17 protein-coding genes and 1 pseudogene are annotated in these 21848 nt (G+C 35.6%); 4 read left to right on the forward strand and 14 right to left on the reverse strand.

What is annotated here, in order from left to right:
- On the reverse strand, positions 1-239 hold a 239-nt coding region (locus ACTF48_RS08735), incomplete at its 3' end, for a DUF6646 family protein (RefSeq protein WP_438962769.1).
- Between the two features lie 57 nt (positions 240-296).
- The gene (gene pafA / locus ACTF48_RS08740) at positions 297-1979 is read right to left on the reverse strand and encodes an alkaline phosphatase PafA (protein WP_438962770.1); all 1683 of its coding nucleotides are present in this window, start codon (positions 1977-1979) and stop codon (positions 297-299) included.
- Between the two features lie 97 nt (positions 1980-2076).
- Here pafA and ACTF48_RS08745 point away from each other — a divergent pair, with 97 nt between their 5' ends.
- Both ACTF48_RS08745 and ACTF48_RS08750 read left to right on the forward strand, forming a co-directional pair.
- The gene (locus ACTF48_RS08745; protein WP_438962771.1) at positions 2077-2817 is read left to right on the forward strand and encodes an MlaE family ABC transporter permease; all 741 of its coding nucleotides are present in this window, start codon (positions 2077-2079) and stop codon (positions 2815-2817) included.
- Complete coding sequence (locus tag ACTF48_RS08750) at positions 2814-3578, forward strand: ABC transporter ATP-binding protein (protein ID WP_438962772.1); 765 nt, start codon at positions 2814-2816, stop codon at positions 3576-3578. The genes ACTF48_RS08745 and ACTF48_RS08750 overlap by 4 nt, the downstream gene beginning before the upstream one ends.
- A gap of 75 nt (positions 3579-3653) precedes the next feature.
- Here ACTF48_RS08750 and ACTF48_RS08755 read toward each other — a convergent pair whose 3' ends face one another.
- The 12 genes from ACTF48_RS08755 to fahA all read right to left on the reverse strand — a co-directional run bounded on the left by ACTF48_RS08755 (position 3654) and on the right by fahA (position 19703).
- Complete coding sequence (locus ACTF48_RS08755; protein WP_438962773.1) at positions 3654-5135, reverse strand: DUF389 domain-containing protein; 1482 nt, start codon at positions 5133-5135, stop codon at positions 3654-3656.
- Positions 5135-6211: a mannose-1-phosphate guanylyltransferase gene (locus tag ACTF48_RS08760; RefSeq protein ID WP_438962774.1), complete on the reverse strand. Its 1077-nt coding sequence runs from the start codon at positions 6209-6211 to the stop codon at positions 5135-5137. Before ACTF48_RS08760 ends, ACTF48_RS08755 begins: the two co-directional genes overlap by 1 nt.
- Before the next feature lies 1 nt (position 6212).
- Positions 6213-6770: a SprT-like domain-containing protein gene (locus tag ACTF48_RS08765; protein ID WP_438962785.1), complete on the reverse strand. Its 558-nt coding sequence runs from the start codon at positions 6768-6770 to the stop codon at positions 6213-6215.
- A 528-nt stretch (positions 6771-7298) separates the two neighbouring features.
- Entirely contained in the window at positions 7299-9137 is a 1839-nt protein-coding gene (yidC, locus tag ACTF48_RS08770) for a membrane protein insertase YidC (RefSeq protein ID WP_438962775.1), read from the reverse strand.
- Between the two features lie 97 nt (positions 9138-9234).
- Positions 9235-10836, reverse strand: a complete 1602-nt coding sequence (locus tag ACTF48_RS08775) for a CTP synthase (RefSeq protein WP_438962776.1) — start codon at positions 10834-10836, stop codon at positions 9235-9237.
- A 245-nt stretch (positions 10837-11081) separates the two neighbouring features.
- Positions 11082-11606, reverse strand: a complete 525-nt coding sequence (locus tag ACTF48_RS08780; protein WP_438962777.1) for a DUF922 domain-containing protein — start codon at positions 11604-11606, stop codon at positions 11082-11084.
- 2 nt (positions 11607-11608) lie between these two features.
- Positions 11609-12010: an OsmC family protein gene (locus tag ACTF48_RS08785; protein WP_438962778.1), complete on the reverse strand. Its 402-nt coding sequence runs from the start codon at positions 12008-12010 to the stop codon at positions 11609-11611.
- Positions 12010-13944: a LysM peptidoglycan-binding domain-containing protein gene (locus tag ACTF48_RS08790; protein ID WP_438962779.1), complete on the reverse strand. Its 1935-nt coding sequence runs from the start codon at positions 13942-13944 to the stop codon at positions 12010-12012. Before ACTF48_RS08790 ends, ACTF48_RS08785 begins: the two co-directional genes overlap by 1 nt.
- A gap of 6 nt (positions 13945-13950) precedes the next feature.
- Positions 13951-15486, reverse strand: coding sequence for a glutamine-hydrolyzing GMP synthase (guaA, locus tag ACTF48_RS08795; RefSeq protein ID WP_438962780.1), 1536 nt, complete (start codon positions 15484-15486; stop codon positions 13951-13953).
- Between the two features lie 72 nt (positions 15487-15558).
- Positions 15559-17163, reverse strand: coding sequence for a bacillithiol biosynthesis cysteine-adding enzyme BshC (bshC, locus tag ACTF48_RS08800; protein WP_438962781.1), 1605 nt, complete (start codon positions 17161-17163; stop codon positions 15559-15561).
- Positions 17164-17222: 59 nt separating this feature from the next.
- Positions 17223-18410: a hypothetical protein gene (locus tag ACTF48_RS08805; protein WP_438962782.1), complete on the reverse strand. Its 1188-nt coding sequence runs from the start codon at positions 18408-18410 to the stop codon at positions 17223-17225.
- On the reverse strand, positions 18411-19703 hold the full coding sequence (gene fahA, locus ACTF48_RS08810) for a fumarylacetoacetase (protein WP_438962783.1): 1293 nt from the start codon (positions 19701-19703) through the stop codon (positions 18411-18413).
- A gap of 111 nt (positions 19704-19814) precedes the next feature.
- Here fahA and glyA point away from each other — a divergent pair, with 111 nt between their 5' ends.
- Together glyA and ACTF48_RS08820 are read left to right on the forward strand one after the other, a co-directional pair.
- On the forward strand, positions 19815-21092 hold the full coding sequence (glyA, locus tag ACTF48_RS08815; RefSeq protein ID WP_438962784.1) for a serine hydroxymethyltransferase: 1278 nt from the start codon (positions 19815-19817) through the stop codon (positions 21090-21092).
- A gap of 439 nt (positions 21093-21531) precedes the next feature.
- Positions 21532-21741 (forward strand): annotated as a pseudogene (locus ACTF48_RS08820) (transposase); the annotation flags it as partial.
- Between the last annotated feature and the right edge of the window lie 107 nt (positions 21742-21848).

Genomic DNA, 21848 nt, shown 5'->3' on the forward strand with positions numbered 1-21848 from the left:
AACATCGCACGCTCGTCAAAGTCTACACTTACTTCTTCATCTATACCTAGTGCATAAGCTGCGGTAAGACCAAAAGAAATATTCTCTCCTACACCATAATCATAAGTGGCTTGAACACCTGTAGCACCCGATTGAAAATCTGCACCTACTTGGAATTTTTGATCTCCTTTACCGCTGTAAACTTGCGCCATTGCCGTTGCTGAAAAGAGAAAAGCTGCTACTAGAAAAATGTTTTTCATTATAACTATATTTTGATTGGGCGGCAAATATAATTATTCCTACAAATTAAACTAATGTTAATACTTTAAAACCTCTGAAATAGGATTTCCAGTAGCGCCATTAGGGAAACTAATTTTGAGCAAACTTGATATAGTAGGTGCTATATCTATAATATGTGTACGATCTGTAGTATGTCCTTGTTGAATTCCTGCTCCATAAAATAGCAGAGGTACATGAGTATCATAACTCTGTGGACTACCATGTGTACTACCAGTTCTGGAATAAACGATAACACCTGGCTCTATTACAAAAACCACGTCACCACTACGTTTAGGATGAAAACCATTTTGAATAAGCGCTCCTACTCCACTAGTAAAACTACTATTAGTAAGTGATGCTCTGGTAAAAACCGTATCAATTTGTGGGTAATCTATTAAAAGCTGGGCTAGATATTCTTGAATATAACCGGTTTCTAATTTTGCCGCTTTTAGTTTCTCATGATCTAGAAACACCTGATTATTTGAAATATTTTTAATGTAAGTATCATTCCCTAAATCATTTTTAAGATGTTTTTTAAGGTAGCTTTCTAGCTCCTTAGCATCCATATAACCTGCATTTACACCTTGAGATTGTAAGTAAGCAGGATTATTCACTGCACCGTGGTCTGCTGTTAAAAACACCGTATAATTCCCGCTACCTACCTGTTGATCTAGTTCATTTAATAATCGTTCTATTTCTAAATCTAGTCTTAGATAAGTATCTTCTAGTTCTACTGAGTTGACACCATATTGATGACCTACATAATCAGTGCTTGAAAAGCTTACTGCCAGAAAATCTGGGATGTCGTCCATTCCCATTTGTTCATTTTTAAGTGCTGCAATGGCAAAATCTGCTACAAGGCTATTCCCGTAAGGCGTTCCTTTTAAAAGACTGAAACCTCCATTTTTTTCCATTAAGGCGGGCAAATCATAAGGAAAAGTAGCTGTTTCTTTACCACGAGGAGCTCTTTCAAAATCGTTTAGATCTGTACCACTAGCTGTATAGGTTTCTACCGGATAAAGTGTATTCCATTCTTTGGCATATTGTGAAGATGGCTTACTATTATTATAGTTCTCTACCCATTGTGGTAATTCATCTCGATAAAACGTAGAAGTAATAAAAGTTCCTTCATCGCTACCTCGGTACCAGTAAGCAGCGTCTGCAGCATGGCCTGCTGGTAGAATGGCACCACGATCTTTTATAGAAACACCTATTACTTTAGCACGACTTTGAGTATGCAGTTCTAACTCATCTGTTACTGTAGTAGTAAGCATGCGGTATGGAGACATTTTTCCATCATCACTGGTAGTTCCTACAGGTAAAACGTTAGCATCACTAGCATTATAAATCATTTGATCCTCTACTTTATCATACCAGTTATTCCCTATAATTCCATGATTCATAGGAGATGTTCCTGTGTAAATAGATGCATGACCTGGCGCCGTATAAGTGGGAACATAGTTGTAATGATTATTAGTACAATTAAAGCCATCTTGCATTAACCGTTTAAAACCACCATCACTATAACGGTTATAAAATCTAGATAAGTAATCATATCGCATTTGATCGACTACTATTCCTACTACAAGCTTAGGCCTTTTTAATTCCTTATCCACTAGCGTTTTCGTAGCCGTAGTGCTGTGGTTATCTTGCTTTCGCGAAAGCGTAGCACAACTCACTAAAAATAAACACAAGGATAAAATAGGTAACAATGATTTCATAGAGATTAATTTTATGCAAAAATAAGGATTATGAAAACTGTAAAGTTTAAGAATGGATTAAATTACTAGCCAATATTTTTCTCTACTTTTACGCCAGATGAGATTTTTAAGACATATAGGGAAATACATGTTGATGTTAATAGGCGTTTTTAGACGTCCTACAAAAACATCTGTTTTAAAAGAACTGATTCTTAAGGAAGTAGATGATCTAGTTATAGGTTCAATAGGTATTACAGCATTTATATCTCTTTTCATGGGTGCCGTTGTAGCGCTACAAACTGCTCTTAACCTAGATAATCCTTTAATCCCTAAAAGTTTGATAGGTTTTGCCACCAGACAATCTATCATACTAGAATTTGCTCCTACTTTCATATCAGTTATTATGGCTGGTAAAGTAGGTTCTTATATCACTTCTAGTATAGGAACCATGCGTGTTACTGAACAAATTGATGCCTTAGAAGTCATGGGCATTAATTCTTTAAATTACCTGGTTTACCCTAAGATTATTGCACTGCTTTTTTATCCGTTCCTAATTGCTATCATTATGTTTGTTGGGATTTTTGGAGGATTTATGGCTAGTGTATATGGGAATTTAGTGAGCCTAGAAGATTTTGTAATAGGGTTACAAGACACTTTTATACCATGGCACATTGCTTATGCATTTATTAAAACGATGGTGTTCGGGATTTTACTGGCTACCATTCCTAGTTATCATGGTTATTATATGAAAGGCGGCGCTCTTGAAGTAGGAAAGGCGGCTACTACCTCTTTTGTATGGACTTGTGTGGCTATTATAATTGCTAACTATATTCTGACCCAAATCCTTTTAACGTCATGATAGAAATTAAAAACTTACATAAAGGGTTTAATGGCGAGAAAATTCTTAAAGGTATAGATGCAACTTTTGAGAAAGGAAAGACTAATATGATTATAGGCGCCAGTGGATCTGGGAAATCTGTTTTTTTAAAAAACATGTTAGGTTTATTTGAACCTGATAAAGGAGATATTATCTATTCTGGTGAGTCTCTTATTGAAATGAATATAGATCGTAAGAGTGAATTACGTAAAGAAATGGGAATGCTGTTTCAACACAGTGCCCTTTTTGATTCCATGACCGTCGAGGAAAATATTATGTTCCCGTTACGTATGTTTACTAGAATGAAATTAACAGAGCGTAGAGAACGTGCTAATGAAATTCTGAACCGTGTAAACTTAATAAATCTCAATCATAAAAGACCTAGTGAAATCTCAGGCGGACAGCAAAAACGTGTAGCACTAGGCCGTGCGATTGCAAATAATCCTAACTACCTCTTTTGCGATGAACCTAATAGTGGATTAGATCCTAAAACCGCTACGGTCATAGACCAGCTTATTCAAGAAATTACTCATGAGCGCGATATTACCACGGTAATTATTTCACATGATATGAATTCAGTAATGGAAATAGGTGAAACTATCGTTTTTCTTAAAGACGGAATGATTGCCTGGAAAGGTAGCAACAAAGAAATCTTTAAAACAGATAATGAAGCCGTTACTGATTTCGTTTACAGTTCAGACTTATTTAAGAAGGTTAGAGTGGCACAGAATCAAGGTTTGTAACACTTTTGTAAAGCTGCTATTGTGCTTTATAGTGCTGTCCTAAAAAAGACTCATAAATCACATACCTTATCTCTTTTATGGAGCAGAGACTTTAACAGAATCCATAGCAGTTGTTAGGCTTCTTTTAATCTCGTTGATTTGAATTTTATTAGTTTTAAGGCGGTATTGCAACCAGCTTGCCATACGTTTTTTAATCTCAACTCTACGATCTGTAGATAAAGTAGTATCCTTAAAAAGTATAGTGTACTCTGATACGGTATCCATTTGTTGCGTGATAAAATCTTTACTCACAGATGGTGCATAACTTATACTCGCAACTTGCGGATAATTCAATCGCACCTCTTCACTCACTACATCAAAGTTTTTGTTTTGCTCATTTAACCTGCGTAGTTCATCTTCAAGCGCTGCTATGCGCACATCTTTATCTTGAATAAGTCGTAATTTATCGATTAGTTCTTCTTGAACCACTTCTACTGCTTCATTACTTGCATTAAGAATGGAGCTCCCTTGATAAAAGCGCACCTGACTTTCTTCTAATTCCTCAATTTGTGCAAACTTTTTTGTCCATTCCTCTATAATAGGATCTGGAACAGGAGCACCTACCATGACTACATCTAGGGTTTGGGTTTCTCCATTCCAGTCAGCATCTGGACGCATGCCTTCATAATCCACATATTGATTAATAAAAGTATTTGCAGCAGATTCCTTTACCTGATCTTTATATAATTCATAAAAAAGATAAATAGATGGTAATAAAACGAGTAGACCTATTAACGAGGCTAATCTTGAAACGCGTTTCCGTTTAGCTTGATTAGCATATTTAACCATAGGGAATCTCAATAGCTTACAAACTAAAAATGTGGCTAGCGCAATAAAAACAGTATTAATACAAAACAAATACATCGCACCGCTAAAGACACTTATATTCAATATTGCAATTCCATATCCTGCTGTACATAAAGGTGGCATTAATGCGGTAGCAATGGCTACACCAGCAATAGCGTTAGAAATAGTTCCTTTTTTAGCCTTAGCAACAATAAGTGCTAGTCCACCAAAAATCGCTATCGAAACATCGAGAATGGTAGGATAGGTTCTTGCTTTTAATTCAGGTGTCATATCATCAAAGGCTATAGTAGGCATGATGACAAAATATAATGTGGCCGTAAATAAAGATAACACAACCATAACTAGTAAATTAGTCCAAGAGCGACGTAACATAGTATCATCATTAATAGCTGTACCTAATCCCATTCCCACGATAGGTCCCATAAGTGGAGAAATTAACATGGCTCCTATTACTACCGCTGTAGAATCTGCATATAAACCTATAGAGGCTACAAAGACGGAGAATATTAAAATCCACGCATTATGTCCTTGAAAAGAAATGTCCTTTTTTACAGACTCTATGGTTTCATCACGATCAGAGTCCTGCCTGATATCTAATAAATCGTGTAAAAAGGCCATGATATTTTCCCAAATACCACTGATGCGTTGTTGATTTGAATCCAGACTGCTCTCCAGCTGAGGATCCTCTTGTTGTGGCTGTTGTGATTCCATTATCCTATTTCTTTACCATACTTTTTCATGGCAGCGTTACGTATATCTTTGATCTCTTGTTCGGCAGTTTTAGGAATAATCATGAGTACATCATCTTGATCTACAATAATATAATCTTCCATTCCTTGTATGATCACCTTCTTGCCTGCCGCAGTTCTTATCATGTTACCATTAGAATTTATAGCTGTTACACTAGAGTTGACAATCGCGTTATCATCTTCATTTTTATCTAATTTATCAAATAAAGAACCCCATGTACCTAGATCATTCCATGAAAATCTAGCTGGTAACACATAGACTTCCTTGGAGCTTTCCATAATGGCATAATCCACAGATATGTTATCTGCTTTTGGATATTCTCGTTCTAGAAATTCTTGCTCTTGAGATGTATTCAATAGATTTAAACCGTTAGTGAATAGTTGAGTCATATTAGGTTGCGCTTTCGCGAAAGCGTTAACAACAGCATCTACACTCCATATAAAAATTCCTGCATTCCATAAAAAATTACCTTCTGCTAGGAATTCTTGTGCTGTTTCTAAGTTAGGTTTCTCTCTAAATTGTACGACCTTTTTAACAGCTGTTTCTTCTTTATCATACTCTATGTAACCATAACCTGTATTAGGTGCTGTAGGTTGAATTCCCAAGGTCATTAACGCCTGTGGATGTGTGTTACAAAAATCAAAAGCCGTTGCGAGGTCTTCATTAAATAAATCATCATCGGCTATGTAATGATCGCTAGGTGCTACAATCATACTTGCCGCTGGATTCATTTTCTGAATCTTTAAAGCTGCAAGTAAAATACATGGTGCGGTGTTGCGCATAGCAGGCTCTGCCACTATATTCTCTTTAAGCACTTGCGGTAATTGCTCTTGAACTAAATCTACATATAGCTCATTAGTCAATATAAGAATGTTTTGCGCTGGAATTTGTGCATGTAACCGCTCATAAGTCATTTGTAACAGCGATTTACCTAAACCTAGCATATCATGAAACTGCTTAGGAAAGGATTGCTTACTTACTGGCCAAAATCGGGAACCTACTCCACCGGCCATAATGACCGCATATTTATTACTCATATTAACTTTTTAAAACCTGTACTTGAACATTAGGCTGGAAAAGATACACTTTACCTGTTTCCAATTCTAGACACTCATAACGTTTACGCAGCTTTTTACCCTTCTTAAATTTGCGTCCATTATCAGTTACAAAGATAGCGCCTTGTACTATCTCAAATATATAATTTTTATCAGTGGCAGCATCATACTTTTTTAAAGCTATACTCATTACTGCATCTGTATCACTACTTGCAGTAGGATTCTTAAAATGCCTGGCGAGAACTGGTAACAGGTCATTAGGAAAAATATCGGGTCTTAAAAACGGCAGCATGAGATGTTGAAAGGTATGCTTCCATTCTATGCCATGCGGTTTAATATTGCGTCCATACTTTTTAAAAGCCACTAAATGGGCAATCTCATGCACCAGCGTCACTAAAAATCGATACTGATTCAAATTTGCATTTATAGTAATGCGATGAGATCCATCTGGTAACGGTCTGTAATCGCCGTGTCTCGTTTTACGCTCATTTACTATTTTGAGATGAACACTGTTCATTTCCAGTAGTTGCGTCAGTGGCATTACAGCTAGTCGTGGTATGTATTTTTCTAGGATGGACACTTCACTTTTCTACTTTACTAAGTAGCCAATTTACTAATTGAAGGAGATTTACCGAAAGGTTTTATAGGTTAGTTATTAAAGATTTGGGTTTGTGAGGTCCTGTGAGTTTTTAAGAGCATCTATTTTTTCAACCTTTCCGACCAAAATTGCGCTGCGCTTCATTTTGCCCACCTTTCCTTTCTAAGGAAAGGAGCTTTTTTATTTTACAAATGATAAAAATGTTCCACTCAAATAAGCAGAGAATAACTAAAAAACGTTGCATATCTAGCAGTAAATATATCCTTCTATTGTAAAAATTAAGGATCAAAATTGCTATCCAAAATTGCGCTGCGATTCATTTTGCCCACCATTCCTTACTTAGAAATTTGTGACGACAAACTATCAGAAGCCTGAAAGGAGCTTTAATTATTTTTAATAAAAAAGTGCAAATCAGAGATTTGCACTTTTTTATTTTGGAATTTTTAAGTTGAGATCTGAGGATTCAACCTTTTACTTCTTCCCTTTTTTCTGCGCTTCTTGTTGTGCTTGTGCTTGTTCCATGATCTCGCTCATCTTTGAAGCAAAACGACCTTTCTTTTTCTTAGGTGCTGCTTTAGCCTTTTCGATTTTAGCGAGAACTTTTTCTTCTTTGATTACAAAGTTCTTAATCACAAGCATAATTCCTATGGTAATCAAGTTAGATACAAAGTAGTACAATGACAGTCCACTCGCATAGTTATTAAAGAATACCAGCATGAATAGTGGCGATAGGTACATGATAAACTTCATGTTAGGCATACCAGGCTGCTGTGAGGCTTGCATAGTCTGTCCCGTAGTCATTTGCATGTAAAAGAATATCGCAATAGATGCAAGAATAGGGAATAAACTCACGTGATCACCATAGAATGGAATTTCAAATGGCAATTTAAAGATCTCATCATAACTCGATAAATCGTCGGCCCAGAGGAAACTTTTCTGTCTTAAATCAAAGGCTGTAGGAAAGAATTTAAAGAGTGCAAAGAACACCGGCATTTGTAACAAACCTGGTAAACAACCCGATAGCGGGCTGGCGCCGGCTTCGTTCTGAACCTTCATGGTTTCCTGCTGCTTTTTCATAGCATTATCCTTATACTTCTCGGCAATACGGTTTAATTCTGGACGCAAGATTTTCATCTTAGCTTGCGTTAAATAACTCTTATAAAGTACAGGAGATAAAATAATACGCACACAAATGGTTAGTAAGATAATCGCAATTCCATAAGGTATTCCAGCGCTTTTAGTAAGCAAGGTAAAAAGTGGTCTGATCACAAACTCATTAATCCATCCAAAGATTCCCCAACCTAAATCTACTACCTCATCTAGGTTACGATCATATCCATCGAGAATATCATAATCTGTAGGACCGAAATACCAGTCCATGTTATAAGAAAGCTCGCCTCCTGTATACTCTAACTCTATGGCCGAGTTAAATTTCTTAGTATAAGTATCTTGTTCTGAGTTTATAGATTCTATATTCTCAGACATAATTTTTGCGTTCTTAAACGGCGTGTCAGTTAATAATATAGATGTAAAAAAGTGTTGTTTATAAGCGATATAAGAGACATCAGCCTCTTCTTCTTCAGCCTCAGCACCTTGACCTGTATAGTCATCACTACCACCACCGTATTCAAAAATAGCCTCAGTATAACGGTTCTCATTATCCATACCTTTAGAACGCTTGTAAGCTAGCATTTCCCAGTTTAACTGCGGCGTTTCTCCAGTATTAAATGTTTGTGATAATCCTTGAGAACGTATGGTAAAATCCATCATATAATCCTCAGGCTGTAATTCATATCTGAACTCTAGGAATTGTGCTGGACCTACATTTGCTTTAAACGAAAGAACTTTATTTGCACCATTCATGGATTGAGATGGTGTAAAGGTCATGTCTTTAGTATGCATCTTGCGGCCATCGCTAGTCACAAATTCTAAATCCAGTTGATGGTCTTTTTCACCAGGTTTAGCTAGATAAACAGGCAGAGAATCATAGGTTTTAAAGCTCTTTAGTAAGGCCTCTTGAATAAGTGCTCCTTTAGAATCTATTTTAAATTCTATAAGATCATTTTCAAAAGTGATCACTTCACTAGAACCAGCTTGAAAAACACCATTATTCACAGCAGTAACCTCATTTGAGGAGAGCTGTGGCTGTGGTGTTGAAGAAGTGGTCGCTGCAGTTGCTGCTGCCTCAGTAGTGGTTTCAGGATTTGTTTCTGGAGTCTCTTCTTTGGTTTGACTCATCCAGAATAGGAAAATCACTGCAATTAATCCCATTCCTATGATTGACTTCCAGTCTGTTGGTTTTTGTTCCATAAAAATTCCCTCGTAAGGGTTTTACTGTAGTTCTGTTTTAAAAGAACTGGTTGTGTTTTAATAACGCTTTCGCGAAAGCGTACTTTTAATAATCTTACTACTTCTGTGCAGCTGCTGCTATAAATGACTTGAATAAAGGATGTGGATTTGCCACCGTACTCTTATACTCTGGATGATATTGAACACCTATAAACCAAGGATGATCCTCAATCTCAATGATTTCTACAAGTCCCGTTTTAGGATTGATCCCTGTGGATTTCAAACCAGCGTTTTCTAATTGCTCTTTATATTCATTATTATACTCATAGCGATGTCTGTGACGTTCAGAAATCATGCCTGAACCATAAATGGCTGCCACATTGCCACCATTTAACTCACAGTCCCATGCTCCTAAACGCATGGTTCCACCCATATTTGTAATGTTTTTTTGCTCTTCCATTAAGGAAATCACAGGATGAACTGTAGATTCATCCATCTCTACAGAGTTAGCCTCTTCAAGACCTAAAACATTTCTACTATACTCTATAACAGCCATTTGCATACCTAAACAAATCCCGAAAAACGGAATTTTATGCTCTCTTGCATAGCGTACTGCTTCTATTTTACCTTCTATACCTCGTTCTCCAAATCCTGGAGCTACCAGTAAACCGTCTAAATGTGACAACTTGGCTTTTACATTATCTACCTCAAGGAACTCACTATGGATAGATTCTATATTTACTTTTACCTCGTTTGCCGCACCTGCATGAATGAATGCTTCCAGAATGGATTTATAAGAATCTTGTAATTCTACATATTTCCCGATCAATCCTATGGTCACTTCACTTTTAGGATTTTTATGACGCTGTACAAACTCGTTCCAACTGGTTAAATCTGGTTTATTTTGAACCTCTAACTTTAATTCTTCAAGAACTACAGTATCTAGACCTTCGGCAAGCATTTTATTAGGAACATCATAGATAGTTTCTACATCTATGGATTGTATAACCGCTTCACGTCTCACGTTACAAAAACGTGCTAGTTTCACTTTAATATCTTCAGAAAGCTCGTGCTCTGTGCGGCATACTAATATATCTGCCTGCACTCCACTTTCCATGAGCGTTTTTACACTGTGTTGAGTAGGTTTAGTTTTTAACTCTCCAGCGGCACTTAAGTAAGGTATTAAGGTTAAGTGAATCACCATAGAATTATGTTCACCTAGTTCCCAACTGAGCTGCCTTACACTTTCTATGTAAGGTAGGGATTCTATATCTCCTACGGTTCCACCTATTTCTGTGATAACGATATCATAATCTCCAGATTTCCCTAAGATTTGAATACGCTCTTTAATCTCATCAGTGATATGTGGGATTACCTGAACGGTTTTACCTAAAAACTCACCGCGACGTTCTTTTTGAATCACACTCTGGTAAATCCTACCTGTAGTGACATTATTTGCTTGAGAAGTGTTTACGTTTAAAAATCGCTCGTAGTGACCTAGATCGAGATCTGTCTCTGCTCCATCTTCTGTTACATAGCACTCACCATGTTCATAAGGATTAAGTGTTCCAGGATCTACGTTTATATAGGGATCTAACTTTTGAATAGTTACTCTAAAACCACGTGCTTGTAGCAGTTTTGCAAGAGATGCGGCGATAATTCCTTTACCTAAGGAAGAAGTAACTCCACCGGTTACAAAAATGTACTTTGCGTGTGCCATAAAAGTGTTCTGAGCGGTTTAAAAATCAGCTGCAAAAGTAGTCATTTTATGTAGAAATACAGATGGAAATTATGAGCGTATTTATAAAGAATTTTGTGTTACAAGCTATGGATAAGTCATTTTTATTTGCTTTTCATAAAAAATCTCCTGTCGCCCTTTACCGCTATATGTAAGTTCAAAAAGCAACCTTTTTATAAAACATAGTTCCCATTAAACGCTATCCAGCAGTATTTTACTCAAAAAAATCAACTCATTTTAAAGAACTCTTGAGCAATAAAAGTTTCCCATTCCTTCTGTTGCGATAGGTGGAGACCGTGATTAGTTTCACGATCATAGCGGCCTTGCATGGTTTGTCTTGCGGCTTCTACTTTATTAAAAAGGGTTCTTAGTTCTTTTTTATACTGTGGTGATGGTACATAATCTTGAAAAGCTCTTTTTAAAATCTGTGCGTGTAACTCAGAGATATTCCAGTGCAATTGCTCGTGAGCTAGTAGCTGTGAACTACTTTCATTCAAATCTTTTTTCCAGCTCAATTGCGGATAAAATTCACTGTGAACTTCAAAATCTAAAATGATTTCCTTGCCTTTTATTTTTATAGAGTAACTATAAGCGATTCCTGAATTAACACTTGCTGCGTGTGATGCATTTCTAGGAGGCGTGCCCATAAAATCATCCCAGGTTAGGACTGGTTTTTCTTGAAATGTAAATTTCTTTTCTGGAACTATGGAAAAGGTTATCAATAAAGAGATGAAAAGCAGCGCAGTTTTCATTTCTAAGACCAATTAAAAGTAATATTCTTTACGATATCTGGATGAAGGCTGTAGTGCACAGGACAGGTGTTTGCTACACGTTCTAAAATAAGTTGTGAACGCTTATCACAATTACCTTTTAAATGCAGGACTACATCTATTTGTGAAATACGTCGTGGATGAGACGCCATAGTTTTAGTAACCTGAGCGGTACTTCCTGATAAATCAGCTCCCAAGTCTCTAGCTTTAATTCCCATCATAGTAAACATACAGCTAGCCAGGCCTGTAGCAATAGTATCTGTAGGAGAAAATGCTGCTCCTTTACCGTTATTATCTATAGGTGCATCTGTGATGAAAGTGTCTTCACTTTTTAAGTGCTTGCTCTGACATCTTAAATTTCCTAAATAAGTTACCGTAGAGGTCATTAATTAAGTTCTTTAATACTTAAGTCTTCATGATACTGGAGTAAATAAACAGACTCGTTATAGTATCCTTGCATGATTTGCTTTGAATAATTAAACTTATTCTCCACATATTCTGTGCTTCCATTTTTCATTACACTTTCATATAAATCACTGGCACTGGCATTTCTTAAAATGATATCCATCGCTACGTCAAATCCTCTAGTAGCAAAAGCATTAGGAGAAATACCATATTTAGAATAGTATTTATTTGAAAAACCATTAGACGCACCTGAGTCACGATAAATACTAGGGTAAGTATATTTTAAAGCACCTAATCTTAACTGAGGTAATTCTAACTTTTCATAATCATCATAACCGAACATAGTAATGTTATGAGATGCAGCCTTTGCAGAATAGTGAGAAACAGCATCTGTAATAAAGCCTTCATTATCTACAGCTAGTATAACCCAATTCTCTCTTGCTTTATCTAAAGCGTTTACATAAGTACGCTTATAAATGTAATTATCCTTATTAGGCTTTAATTCTGTTGCCTCAGGAAAAAGTGCTAGATATTCATTTTTAAGTTCTGGTTTTTTAGCATCTGTTACCAGAATGATATTTTTACCTTCAGCATTTGCAACTAGATAGTCCATGAGTTTTTGCTTGAGTATAGCAGCTTCTGGTCTAGCTTGAAACAAGTTTTTGTACAACTTCACATCAGTATTAGTAAGAGGAGAAATCACTGGTACCTCGTTACTTTTTAATTCTTTGGCTGCTGCAACGACGGTTTTGGCCAGTAATGGACCTATAACTGCATTATATGTATTAAAGTCATGGGCTCTTATTATACTTTGTACGTTACTTTCCTTCTTTTGAGTATCAAATAAATCAAAAGTTACAGCAATACCTATGGACGCCGCAGAGTCTCTAGCAATACTCATACCGCTGTAAAAGTCTAAGGCTATGCGAGTGGTTTTTTCTTTACTTAAAAAGTCTTCATCTGAAGTTTCTTCTGTTTTCTTATGTAAAGAAAGTGGTAACATAACGGCATATCGCTGCGCGTTGCGATTAGAAATACTGTCTAACAAATTTGCAACACCTGTAACCTTATCATCCATCACATTTGCTTGCGCGGCTGCTGGATTAGGTATTTTAATATTCATACCTAGTTTTAAACCATCCTTTATTTGCGGATTTAAAACCAGTAAGGAATCTTCACTGATACCCGTAAGATTCTCTAGGGAATACATAGTCATTTTAGGCGGGACTTGATAATCGATAAACTTTTCAACGATAGCAATTCCTCCATTTGAGTTTGAATTTGCTTGTTCTATGACTAGATCTGTGCTTTTAGGTACATTAATGACCATACCTGGTTGCAGGTCTTTAACATCAGGATTAAGCAATTCTAATTGAGGTACTTTTATCCCATATTGAGTAGCGATACCATATTTAGTATCCTTAGGCATCACCCGATATTTACCATCAGCAAGTACAGAATCTGTTGCTATCACATCTACTTGCTGCTCTACTATCACCGGAGTGCTCATTTCCTCAAATACTGGAATCTTAATGCGATCACCTTTACGTAAACCATTAGAATACAACTCCTTATTAGTCTCTTTAATATCTAATTCTGTGACTCCGTATTTTTTTGCTATACCATAAAGTGTTTCCTTACGACGTACTTTGTGTTTTTTATAGGACACAATTTTGCGCTGTGTGAGCACATCATTTCCTACTGGAATTAATAAAATAGAACCTTCTTTTAAACCAGATTTAATATCTGGATTGAGTTGAGTTAATTCGGCAGCATTAATTTTATACTTTCCTACTATACTATATAGCGTTTCACCTTTCTGAACTACGTGTTGCTTGTAATTTTGAAGTACTGCTGTTGAGTACGCTTTCGCGAAAGCGAAAAAAACAAAAGCTATTAAGATTATATTTTTCATAATATTTTATTCCCATTCTATGGTTGCTGGCGGCTTAGAACTGATGTCATAAACTACTCTATTAACGCCTTTTACCTTATTTATTATTTCATTACTGGTGGCTTGCAAGAATTCATAGGGTAAATTTACCCAGTCTGCAGTCATACCATCAGTACTTTCTACGGCTCTGAGCGCCACGCACTTTTCATAAGTACGCTCATCACCCATAACTCCTACACTATTTACAGGTAATAAAATCGCTCCTGCCTGCCATACTTGATCATATAGATCCCATTTTTTGAGATTATTAATAAACACCGCATCTACCTCTTGTAAGATAGCTACCTTCTCTGGTGTTATATCACCGAGAATGCGTATCGCAAGTCCTGGTCCTGGAAAAGGATGTCTTCCCAGTAGCTCTGCAGCCATTCCCATAGAGGCACCTACTCGTCTCACTTCATCTTTAAAGAGTGCTTTTAAAGGTTCTACTATCTTCAACTTCATAAAATCTGGTAGTCCACCTACATTATGATGCGATTTTATAGTCGCACTAGGTCCTCCAGTGGCACTTACACTTTCTATAACATCTGGGTAAATAGTCCCTTGAGCAAGCCAGGTGACATCTTTAACCTGATGTGCCTCATCATCAAAAACCTCAATAAATACACGACCTATAGCCTTACGTTTTAACTCTGGATCACTTTCTCCAGCAAGTGCATTCATAAATCGTGCCGAAGCATCTACACCTTTTACATTTAAGCCCATTCCTTCATACTGTTCCAGAACTTGTGTAAACTCATCTTTGCGTAGTAGTCCATTATTTACAAAAATACAGTAAAGATTTTCACCTATAGCCTTGTGCAACAGCATAGCCGCCACAGAGGAATCTACTCCACCACTAAGACCTAGAACTACTTTATCATTACCTAGTTTTTCCTTTAAATCATCTACCGTTTCTTGTACAAAAGCATTAGGTGTCCAGTCTGGTTTTACTTGAGCAATTTTAACTAGAAAATTTTCTAACAGCTGTTTACCATCTGTAGAATGATACACTTCAGGATGGAACTGAATGGCATAAGTTTCTTCACCATTAATTTTATAAGCAGCATTTTCTACGTCATGAGTACTAGCTAGTAGCTCACCGTTTTCAGGCAATTTCTTTATAGTATCACTATGACTCATCCATACCTGACTGCCGGCAGAGATACCTTCTAAAAAGGTTTCATCAGTTTTTACGTAAGATAGATTTGCTCTTCCATACTCGCGTGTACTTGAAGCTCCTACTTCTCCACCATGAAAATGAGCTAAGTATTGAGCACCATAACAAACTCCTAGTAAAGGTTTTTTACCTCTAACCTTATCTAGGTTTATATGAAAGGCTTTTTCTGAACGCACAGACATAGGGCTACCAGAAAGGATAACCGCTTTATAGTCTTCTATATTTGATGGAACTTTATTAAATGGATGGATTTCTGAATAGATGTTCAACTCTCGAACTCTACGCGCAATAAGCTGTGTATATTGCGATCCAAAATCTAGGATTAAAACTTTATCGTGTTGCATGCGCAAATTTACTTTTTTATGAGGGAAAGTAAATCTGTTCCGTACACTTTTGTTAACGTGTTTTAAAGAATTTTATGTATCCAGAACAATAATTGTAAAATTCATATCTAAAGGGTCTAAGTTTTCCTTTATGTGTTCTATGAGATTGCTACCATATTCTAGGTAAAAACTAGAGAAATTCTCCTGTCGTTCTTGAAGACTCGAGTTAGGAAAAAGTTCTTTTTGTAGATCACTTGCGCGATTTAAAAAGTCTTTCAGTTTACGCTTTTGAGCTTTTAAGAGTCGTTTTTCAAGATGTTCTAGACCTTTTATTTGTTTATGTTCTTGAGCTGCTACCGCTCCTTGAAAAGATGCTTCAGTTTGTAAGGCTATTTTATAAAGTTCTTTAAACTGTTTATGAAGATGCTCTTTTTGAGTGGAGAAGTCTATTTCTATCTCGCTAAGTTGCTTAGTAAGCTTTTCATCTAGTTCAAAATCTTTGAGAAAAAGGTCTTTAAGTTCTAGGCTCAGTTTCTCTACTTTATCCTTTTGTTTACGAGTCATGAGCAAGGCTGAGTTGCGCATGAGTAGCATAGGAAAAGTAACGTTTTGTGAGTTAAAATATTCCTTTAATTCTAACCAGTATGCCATCTCACCACCACCACCTATGTAACATAAATTAGGCAAAATAACTTCTTGATATAAAGGACGCATGATCACATTAGGTGAAAAGCGTTCTGGGTGGTTTTGCAATTCAATTAAAATTTCATTTTTAGTAAAAGAAATATCACTATCGACTACCTTATAGATGTCATTTTCTAAAACGATGCGTTCTCTTAAATCATCCTTTAGGTAGAATAAATTTATTTCTCGAGGCGTTACCTGAACTTTATAAGCAGCTGGCCAGTTTTCAATGGTTTCATTTACTTTATAAAAACTGGTTTGATATAAAAGTTCATCTTTAAAATGAGGAATGGCAAGACTTTTTAAGGAGCTATCATCACCATCTATAATGACTAAGCCTTCTTTCCCAAAAAGCTGGTGCGCTAGATAACGGGTTGCTTGAGCTAAATTATCGTGCTTTAAATAAGCAGCTTTAAATATTGTAATGATTTCTCCAGCGTTATCACTAGTTCCTAATTCTTCTTTAAATACTTCTAGAACTTGCTCTAAACCATCATTTAAAAGTCTTCCTACTCCACCAGTAGCCTCACGATTCCAAACTATTTTTTTACCGTGGTAATTAAAATATTTTATTTCTTCAAAATCATGATCTTCAGTTGCCATCCAGTAAACAGGAACAAAGTTATAAGAAGGATAGACTACCTTCAACTGCTTGCACAGATTAATAACTGATACGATTTTATATAAAAAATAAAGTGGCCCAGTAAACAAATTAAGCTGGTGACCAGTGGTAATGGTAAACGTTTTAGAGTCGTTAAGTAATTTTATATTACTTAAAGATCGCTTAGAATCTTCTAAACCATTATACTGCTCTAGTAAGGATGTTACTAGTATTTCTCTTGATGTTTTTTTTGAAGAAAACTCAGCTTGTTTTTCTTCAATTTGAGCTTTAAAGAGTTCTAATTTAGGAAAACGGTGATAAAATGGTTTTAACTTATCTTTTTCTACTAAATAATCTTCCATTAAAGAAGAGAAATACTGGGCAGATTTATAAGATAGTTTTCTAGAAGTCATAAGTTCAAATATAGAACTAGAGTTGTGAAATAGTTTTTAAAGTAGGAGCAAGTGAAAAATCATCTCCTCAATCGCAAGCCAGTTAAGACTTCTTTAATACGTATTTTTAAATCTTCACCAGCGTCATAAATCATTTGCTCATTTGAGGGAAAAGGCACAGCCTCTGGGTGAAGTGTTTCTAGATAACCTTTATCAATCGCACGCCTATCTCCATTAACACTACCATATATATAAGTAAAAATAAAGCTACTACTCACTGGAAAACGGTCTACTAACTGACCTGATTGCCTGTTAGTAATAATAATATTTGCATCGAGTGAAACTTCTTTTTGCTGGGTGCTTTGAAAAACAGTTGCTTTTACAAGCTTAAATTTATCTTTTTTAATATCATTTCCTAAACTGTCTTTTTTAACATTTCCTCTTTCATCCAGTTCATAATCAAAACCATCCTTAACTTGCTTTTCCTTTTGCAACTCCTTTTGCAGCAGCTGTTCTGGGGAAATATTAATGTTCCTAAAATTTATAGCAAGATCAAAGTCATAATAAGTGTTATCGTTTTTTTTATTGTGATAAACCGTCCATTTATCATTTAATCCATAAGTTGAAAAGTTAAGCAACTCTTCTTCTAATCGTTGTGGAATCACTTGTTGAGTGTCGTTTCTTAAAGTAACTAGAATATAGTCAGTTCCTTTTTCAAGCGCCTGATCCATTAAATCATGTACATCTTTATAATTAGGGTTAATGGAATTTAAGTAATCTAAATCATCAAAAATGATTCTCGCTTGACCGGTATTTGAAACACTTAATGAGTTGCGTGCTTTATTTAATAAGTGATCAGAAAGTTCTGTACGAGCAGCAATAATTTTAAGAGCATAATCCTCCATAGGAAATTTTGCTTGTTTCCCAGTTCCATAGATTTTTAATGGCAATAAAGGTCTGATTTTAGATTGCCTGATCTCCATGTTTTCTAGCGTCTCATAGATAGCTTCTAACACCTCTGGATTAGGATCAGATTTTAATCTATTAAGTACTATTTGATCTTCTTGTACCGCTTTCGCAAAAGCGTCTTCTAACAATAATACGTACTCCTTTTTACGCTTAGCGTTTTTATCACTTACCAGGTTGCTCACCGCTATATCAATAGCTTGATCAAAATTACCAGTATTAATAGCTGTCTCAGTCTTTTTAAGACCATTACAGCTTATCAATAAAAAGGAACATAAAAAAAAAGAATAAACCTGTTTCATTTAATGTTTAATTTTAGGTTCATAAACAGGTAACAATTGATTAGAAACCTCTCCAAAACCAATGCGTACAGGACCGTTCTTACAATAACCTCTCATAGTAACCGTATCAAAGTCGTTAATAAATTTACGATCTGTGCCATCATTTAATTTTACCGGACGTTCTCCACGCCAACTTAATTCCAGCATAGAGCCATAAGAGTCTGGCTTAGTACCAGAAATGGTTCCACTTCCCATCATATCCCCACTATTAACTCGACAACCATTAATGGTATGATGCGCTAATTGCTGAGACATATTCCAGTATAAATATTTAAAATTAGATTTACATATAGTAGTAGGTTTCCCTTGCTGTGGTGTAATATCTACTTCTAAGTGAATATCATAGGTTTTATCGCCATTAGATTTTAAATAATCTAGAACTGGTTTCTCCATTTCTGGACCTTTAGTTCTAAAAGGTTCAAGCGCATCTAATGTAACTATCCATGGTGAAATAGAGCTGGCAAAGTTCTTTGCTAAGAATGGACCTAGAGGAACATATTCCCATTTTTGAATATCCCTTGCACTCCAGTCATTAAACACTACCATACCAAAGATATAATCCTCAGCATCTTCTACACTTATGGGCTGTCCCATATTATTAGCATCAGTAGTTATGAAAGCCATTTCAAGCTCAAAGTCTACTAATTTAGACGGCCCAAAAACAGGTGCATCACTTCCAGCTGGCATGGTTTGCCCTTTAGGTCTATGTATAGGGATTCCTGAAGGAACTATAGTACTGGAACGACCATGGTAAGCAACAGGCATATGCAACCAGTTAGGTAACAAAGCGTTATCAGGGTCTCTAAACATAGTACCTACATTTGTTGCATGTTCTTTACTACTATAGAAATCTGTATAATCACCTATTAAAACAGGCAATTGCATTTCTATTTCATCCATGTTAAAAATGATTCGGTTTCTATGTTCTTGATTATCTCTTAAAACGGGATTATCTGCATCAAAAATATCACCTATACGATTGCGCACTAACCTCCATGTTTTCTTACCATCTGAGATGAAGTCATTTAAGGAATCTTGCATGAACATATCGTCAGTTAATGGTACTCCTTCAAAGTACCCCAATTCCTGCAAGGCTCCTAAATCAATAGCCCAATCACCTATTCTAGTACCTATAGTGATAACATTATCTCTAGTTAAGAATACTCCAAAAGGAATGTTCTGAATTGGGAAATGAGAATCGCTGCTATAGCCTATCCATGATTTTCTATTAGGGTCATTAGTTTCTAGTGGCATATGTTATATTTATATCTTGTTAAAAAGTACTAATCAAATATATCATATTCATAGCATTTGCAAAGAGCAATGAATTATTTTTGTTTTAATCTTAACTATTATATTAGAACCATGAGTAATCAAGATAAAGAGATTTTTGACTTAATAAATTTAGAAAGAAAAAGACAAGTTACTGGATTAGAACTTATTGCAAGTGAAAATTACGTGAGTGATGATGTACTTGCTGCTGCAGGATCCATTCTAACAAATAAATATGCCGAAGGGTATCCAGGTAAACGATACTATGGAGGCTGTGAAATAGTAGATCAAATTGAAAACATAGCAATAGAGAGAGCTAAAGAGCTATTTGGTGCAGAGTATATTAATGTTCAACCACATTCTGGTAGTCAAGCGAACACGGCAGTATTCCATGCATGTTTAAATGCTGGTGATAAAATTTTGGGATTTGACCTTTCACATGGAGGTCATTTAACACATGGTTCCCCTGTAAACTTTTCAGGTAAATTATATAAAACATCATTTTATGGTGTGGAAAAAGAAACCGGTTTACTCAATTATGATCATATTCAACAAATTGCAGAAAAAGAACAACCTAAACTCATTATAGCAGGTGCCTCTGCATATAGTAGAGAGATAAACTACAAGAGATTCAGGGAGATTGCAGATAGTGTAAACGCTATATTACTTGCAGACATAGCACATCCCGCAGGGCTTATTGCAAAAGGTATTTTACAAGATGCCGTTCCTCACGCACATATTTGTACATCTACTACACATAAAACTTTAAGAGGACCACGAGGAGGAATCATCATAATGGGTAAAGATTTCGAAAATCCATTTGGACAAAAACTAAAAAATGGAAAATTAAAGAAAATGTCTTCTCTACTAAATAGCGGAGTTTTCCCAGGAAATCAAGGAGGACCATTAGAGCATATCATAGCTGCTAAAGCAGTAGCTTTTAAAGAAGCTTTAGACGATAAGTTCCTAGAATATATGGTTCAAGTTAAAAAGAACGCAAAAGTTATGGCCGCCGAGTTTATTAAAAAGGATTATCAAATCATATCTAACGGTACTGATAATCATATGATGCTCATAGATTTAAGAAATAAGAACATAACCGGTAAAATGGCCGAAGAAGCCCTTGGCAAAGCTCATATTACCGTTAACAAAAACATGGTTCCATATGACACCGAGTCTCCTTTTATTACAAGTGGAATAAGAATAGGTACAGCGGCTATAACAACCAGAGGCTTGCAGGAAGAAGATATGGTTAAAATAGTTGACCTTATAGACCAAGCAATTCTTCATCATACCAATGATGAATACCTAAAAAATCTTACAAAAAAAGTTAATGAATTAGTGGAAAGGTACCCACTTTTTCAATTATAAAACTATAAATCTCAGAATGCTGAGAGAAATTTAATATTGAAAAAAATGTAAGAAAAATACCTGATTTTAAAATGCTTGGGTTTGAGTCCAAGTATTTTAGATTCAACATTTACATGAATACTACATAAAAAAGAAACCACAGTTCAAAAACCTCCTATAGAAAGCTAACCTAAAGCCGGTATTACACAGTTTAAAATAAACAATAAAAAAGAAACAATGATTAAGTAGCTGAAGAAAGCAGCTATTGGCACGAAGCATATAAGCGCTCTATAAAGACCCGTCCAACTGGACTGAAAACCAATATCAAAAAACCAAAATATTGTACAGCGAATATCCAAATATCAACATTGGTTTTAAACTGGCACAAGGACTCAGAAATATTTTTAAATCAGCTAAATCAATATAGCTAGTATACACAAGGTAAGCACATTGGAATAATAATGTAGAGAAAACAGGCTTTAAAGCTTTTAATTCTATTGCTAATACAATACGGCTCAACTATAGGTCTATATTAAAATATTTTATAAAAAGAAACACTAATGCCTCAGCACAATCATTCAATGCAAAAATAAAAGCCTTTAGAGTACAGTTTAGAGATGCGAGAAATATAGAATTCTTTCTATACAGATTAATTAAAATATTTGCTTAAACACAACTTTTAGGATTGATCCCTTAAAATATCAAATCTTTACCAATAAACCATTAGCAGAAGCTCGTGATGCATACGATTATAGTATAAATAAAAGAGCCCAACAA

It is taken from the genome of Nonlabens sp., assembly GCF_965660805.1.
In the GTDB taxonomy this organism is placed as follows: domain Bacteria; phylum Bacteroidota; class Bacteroidia; order Flavobacteriales; family Flavobacteriaceae; genus Nonlabens.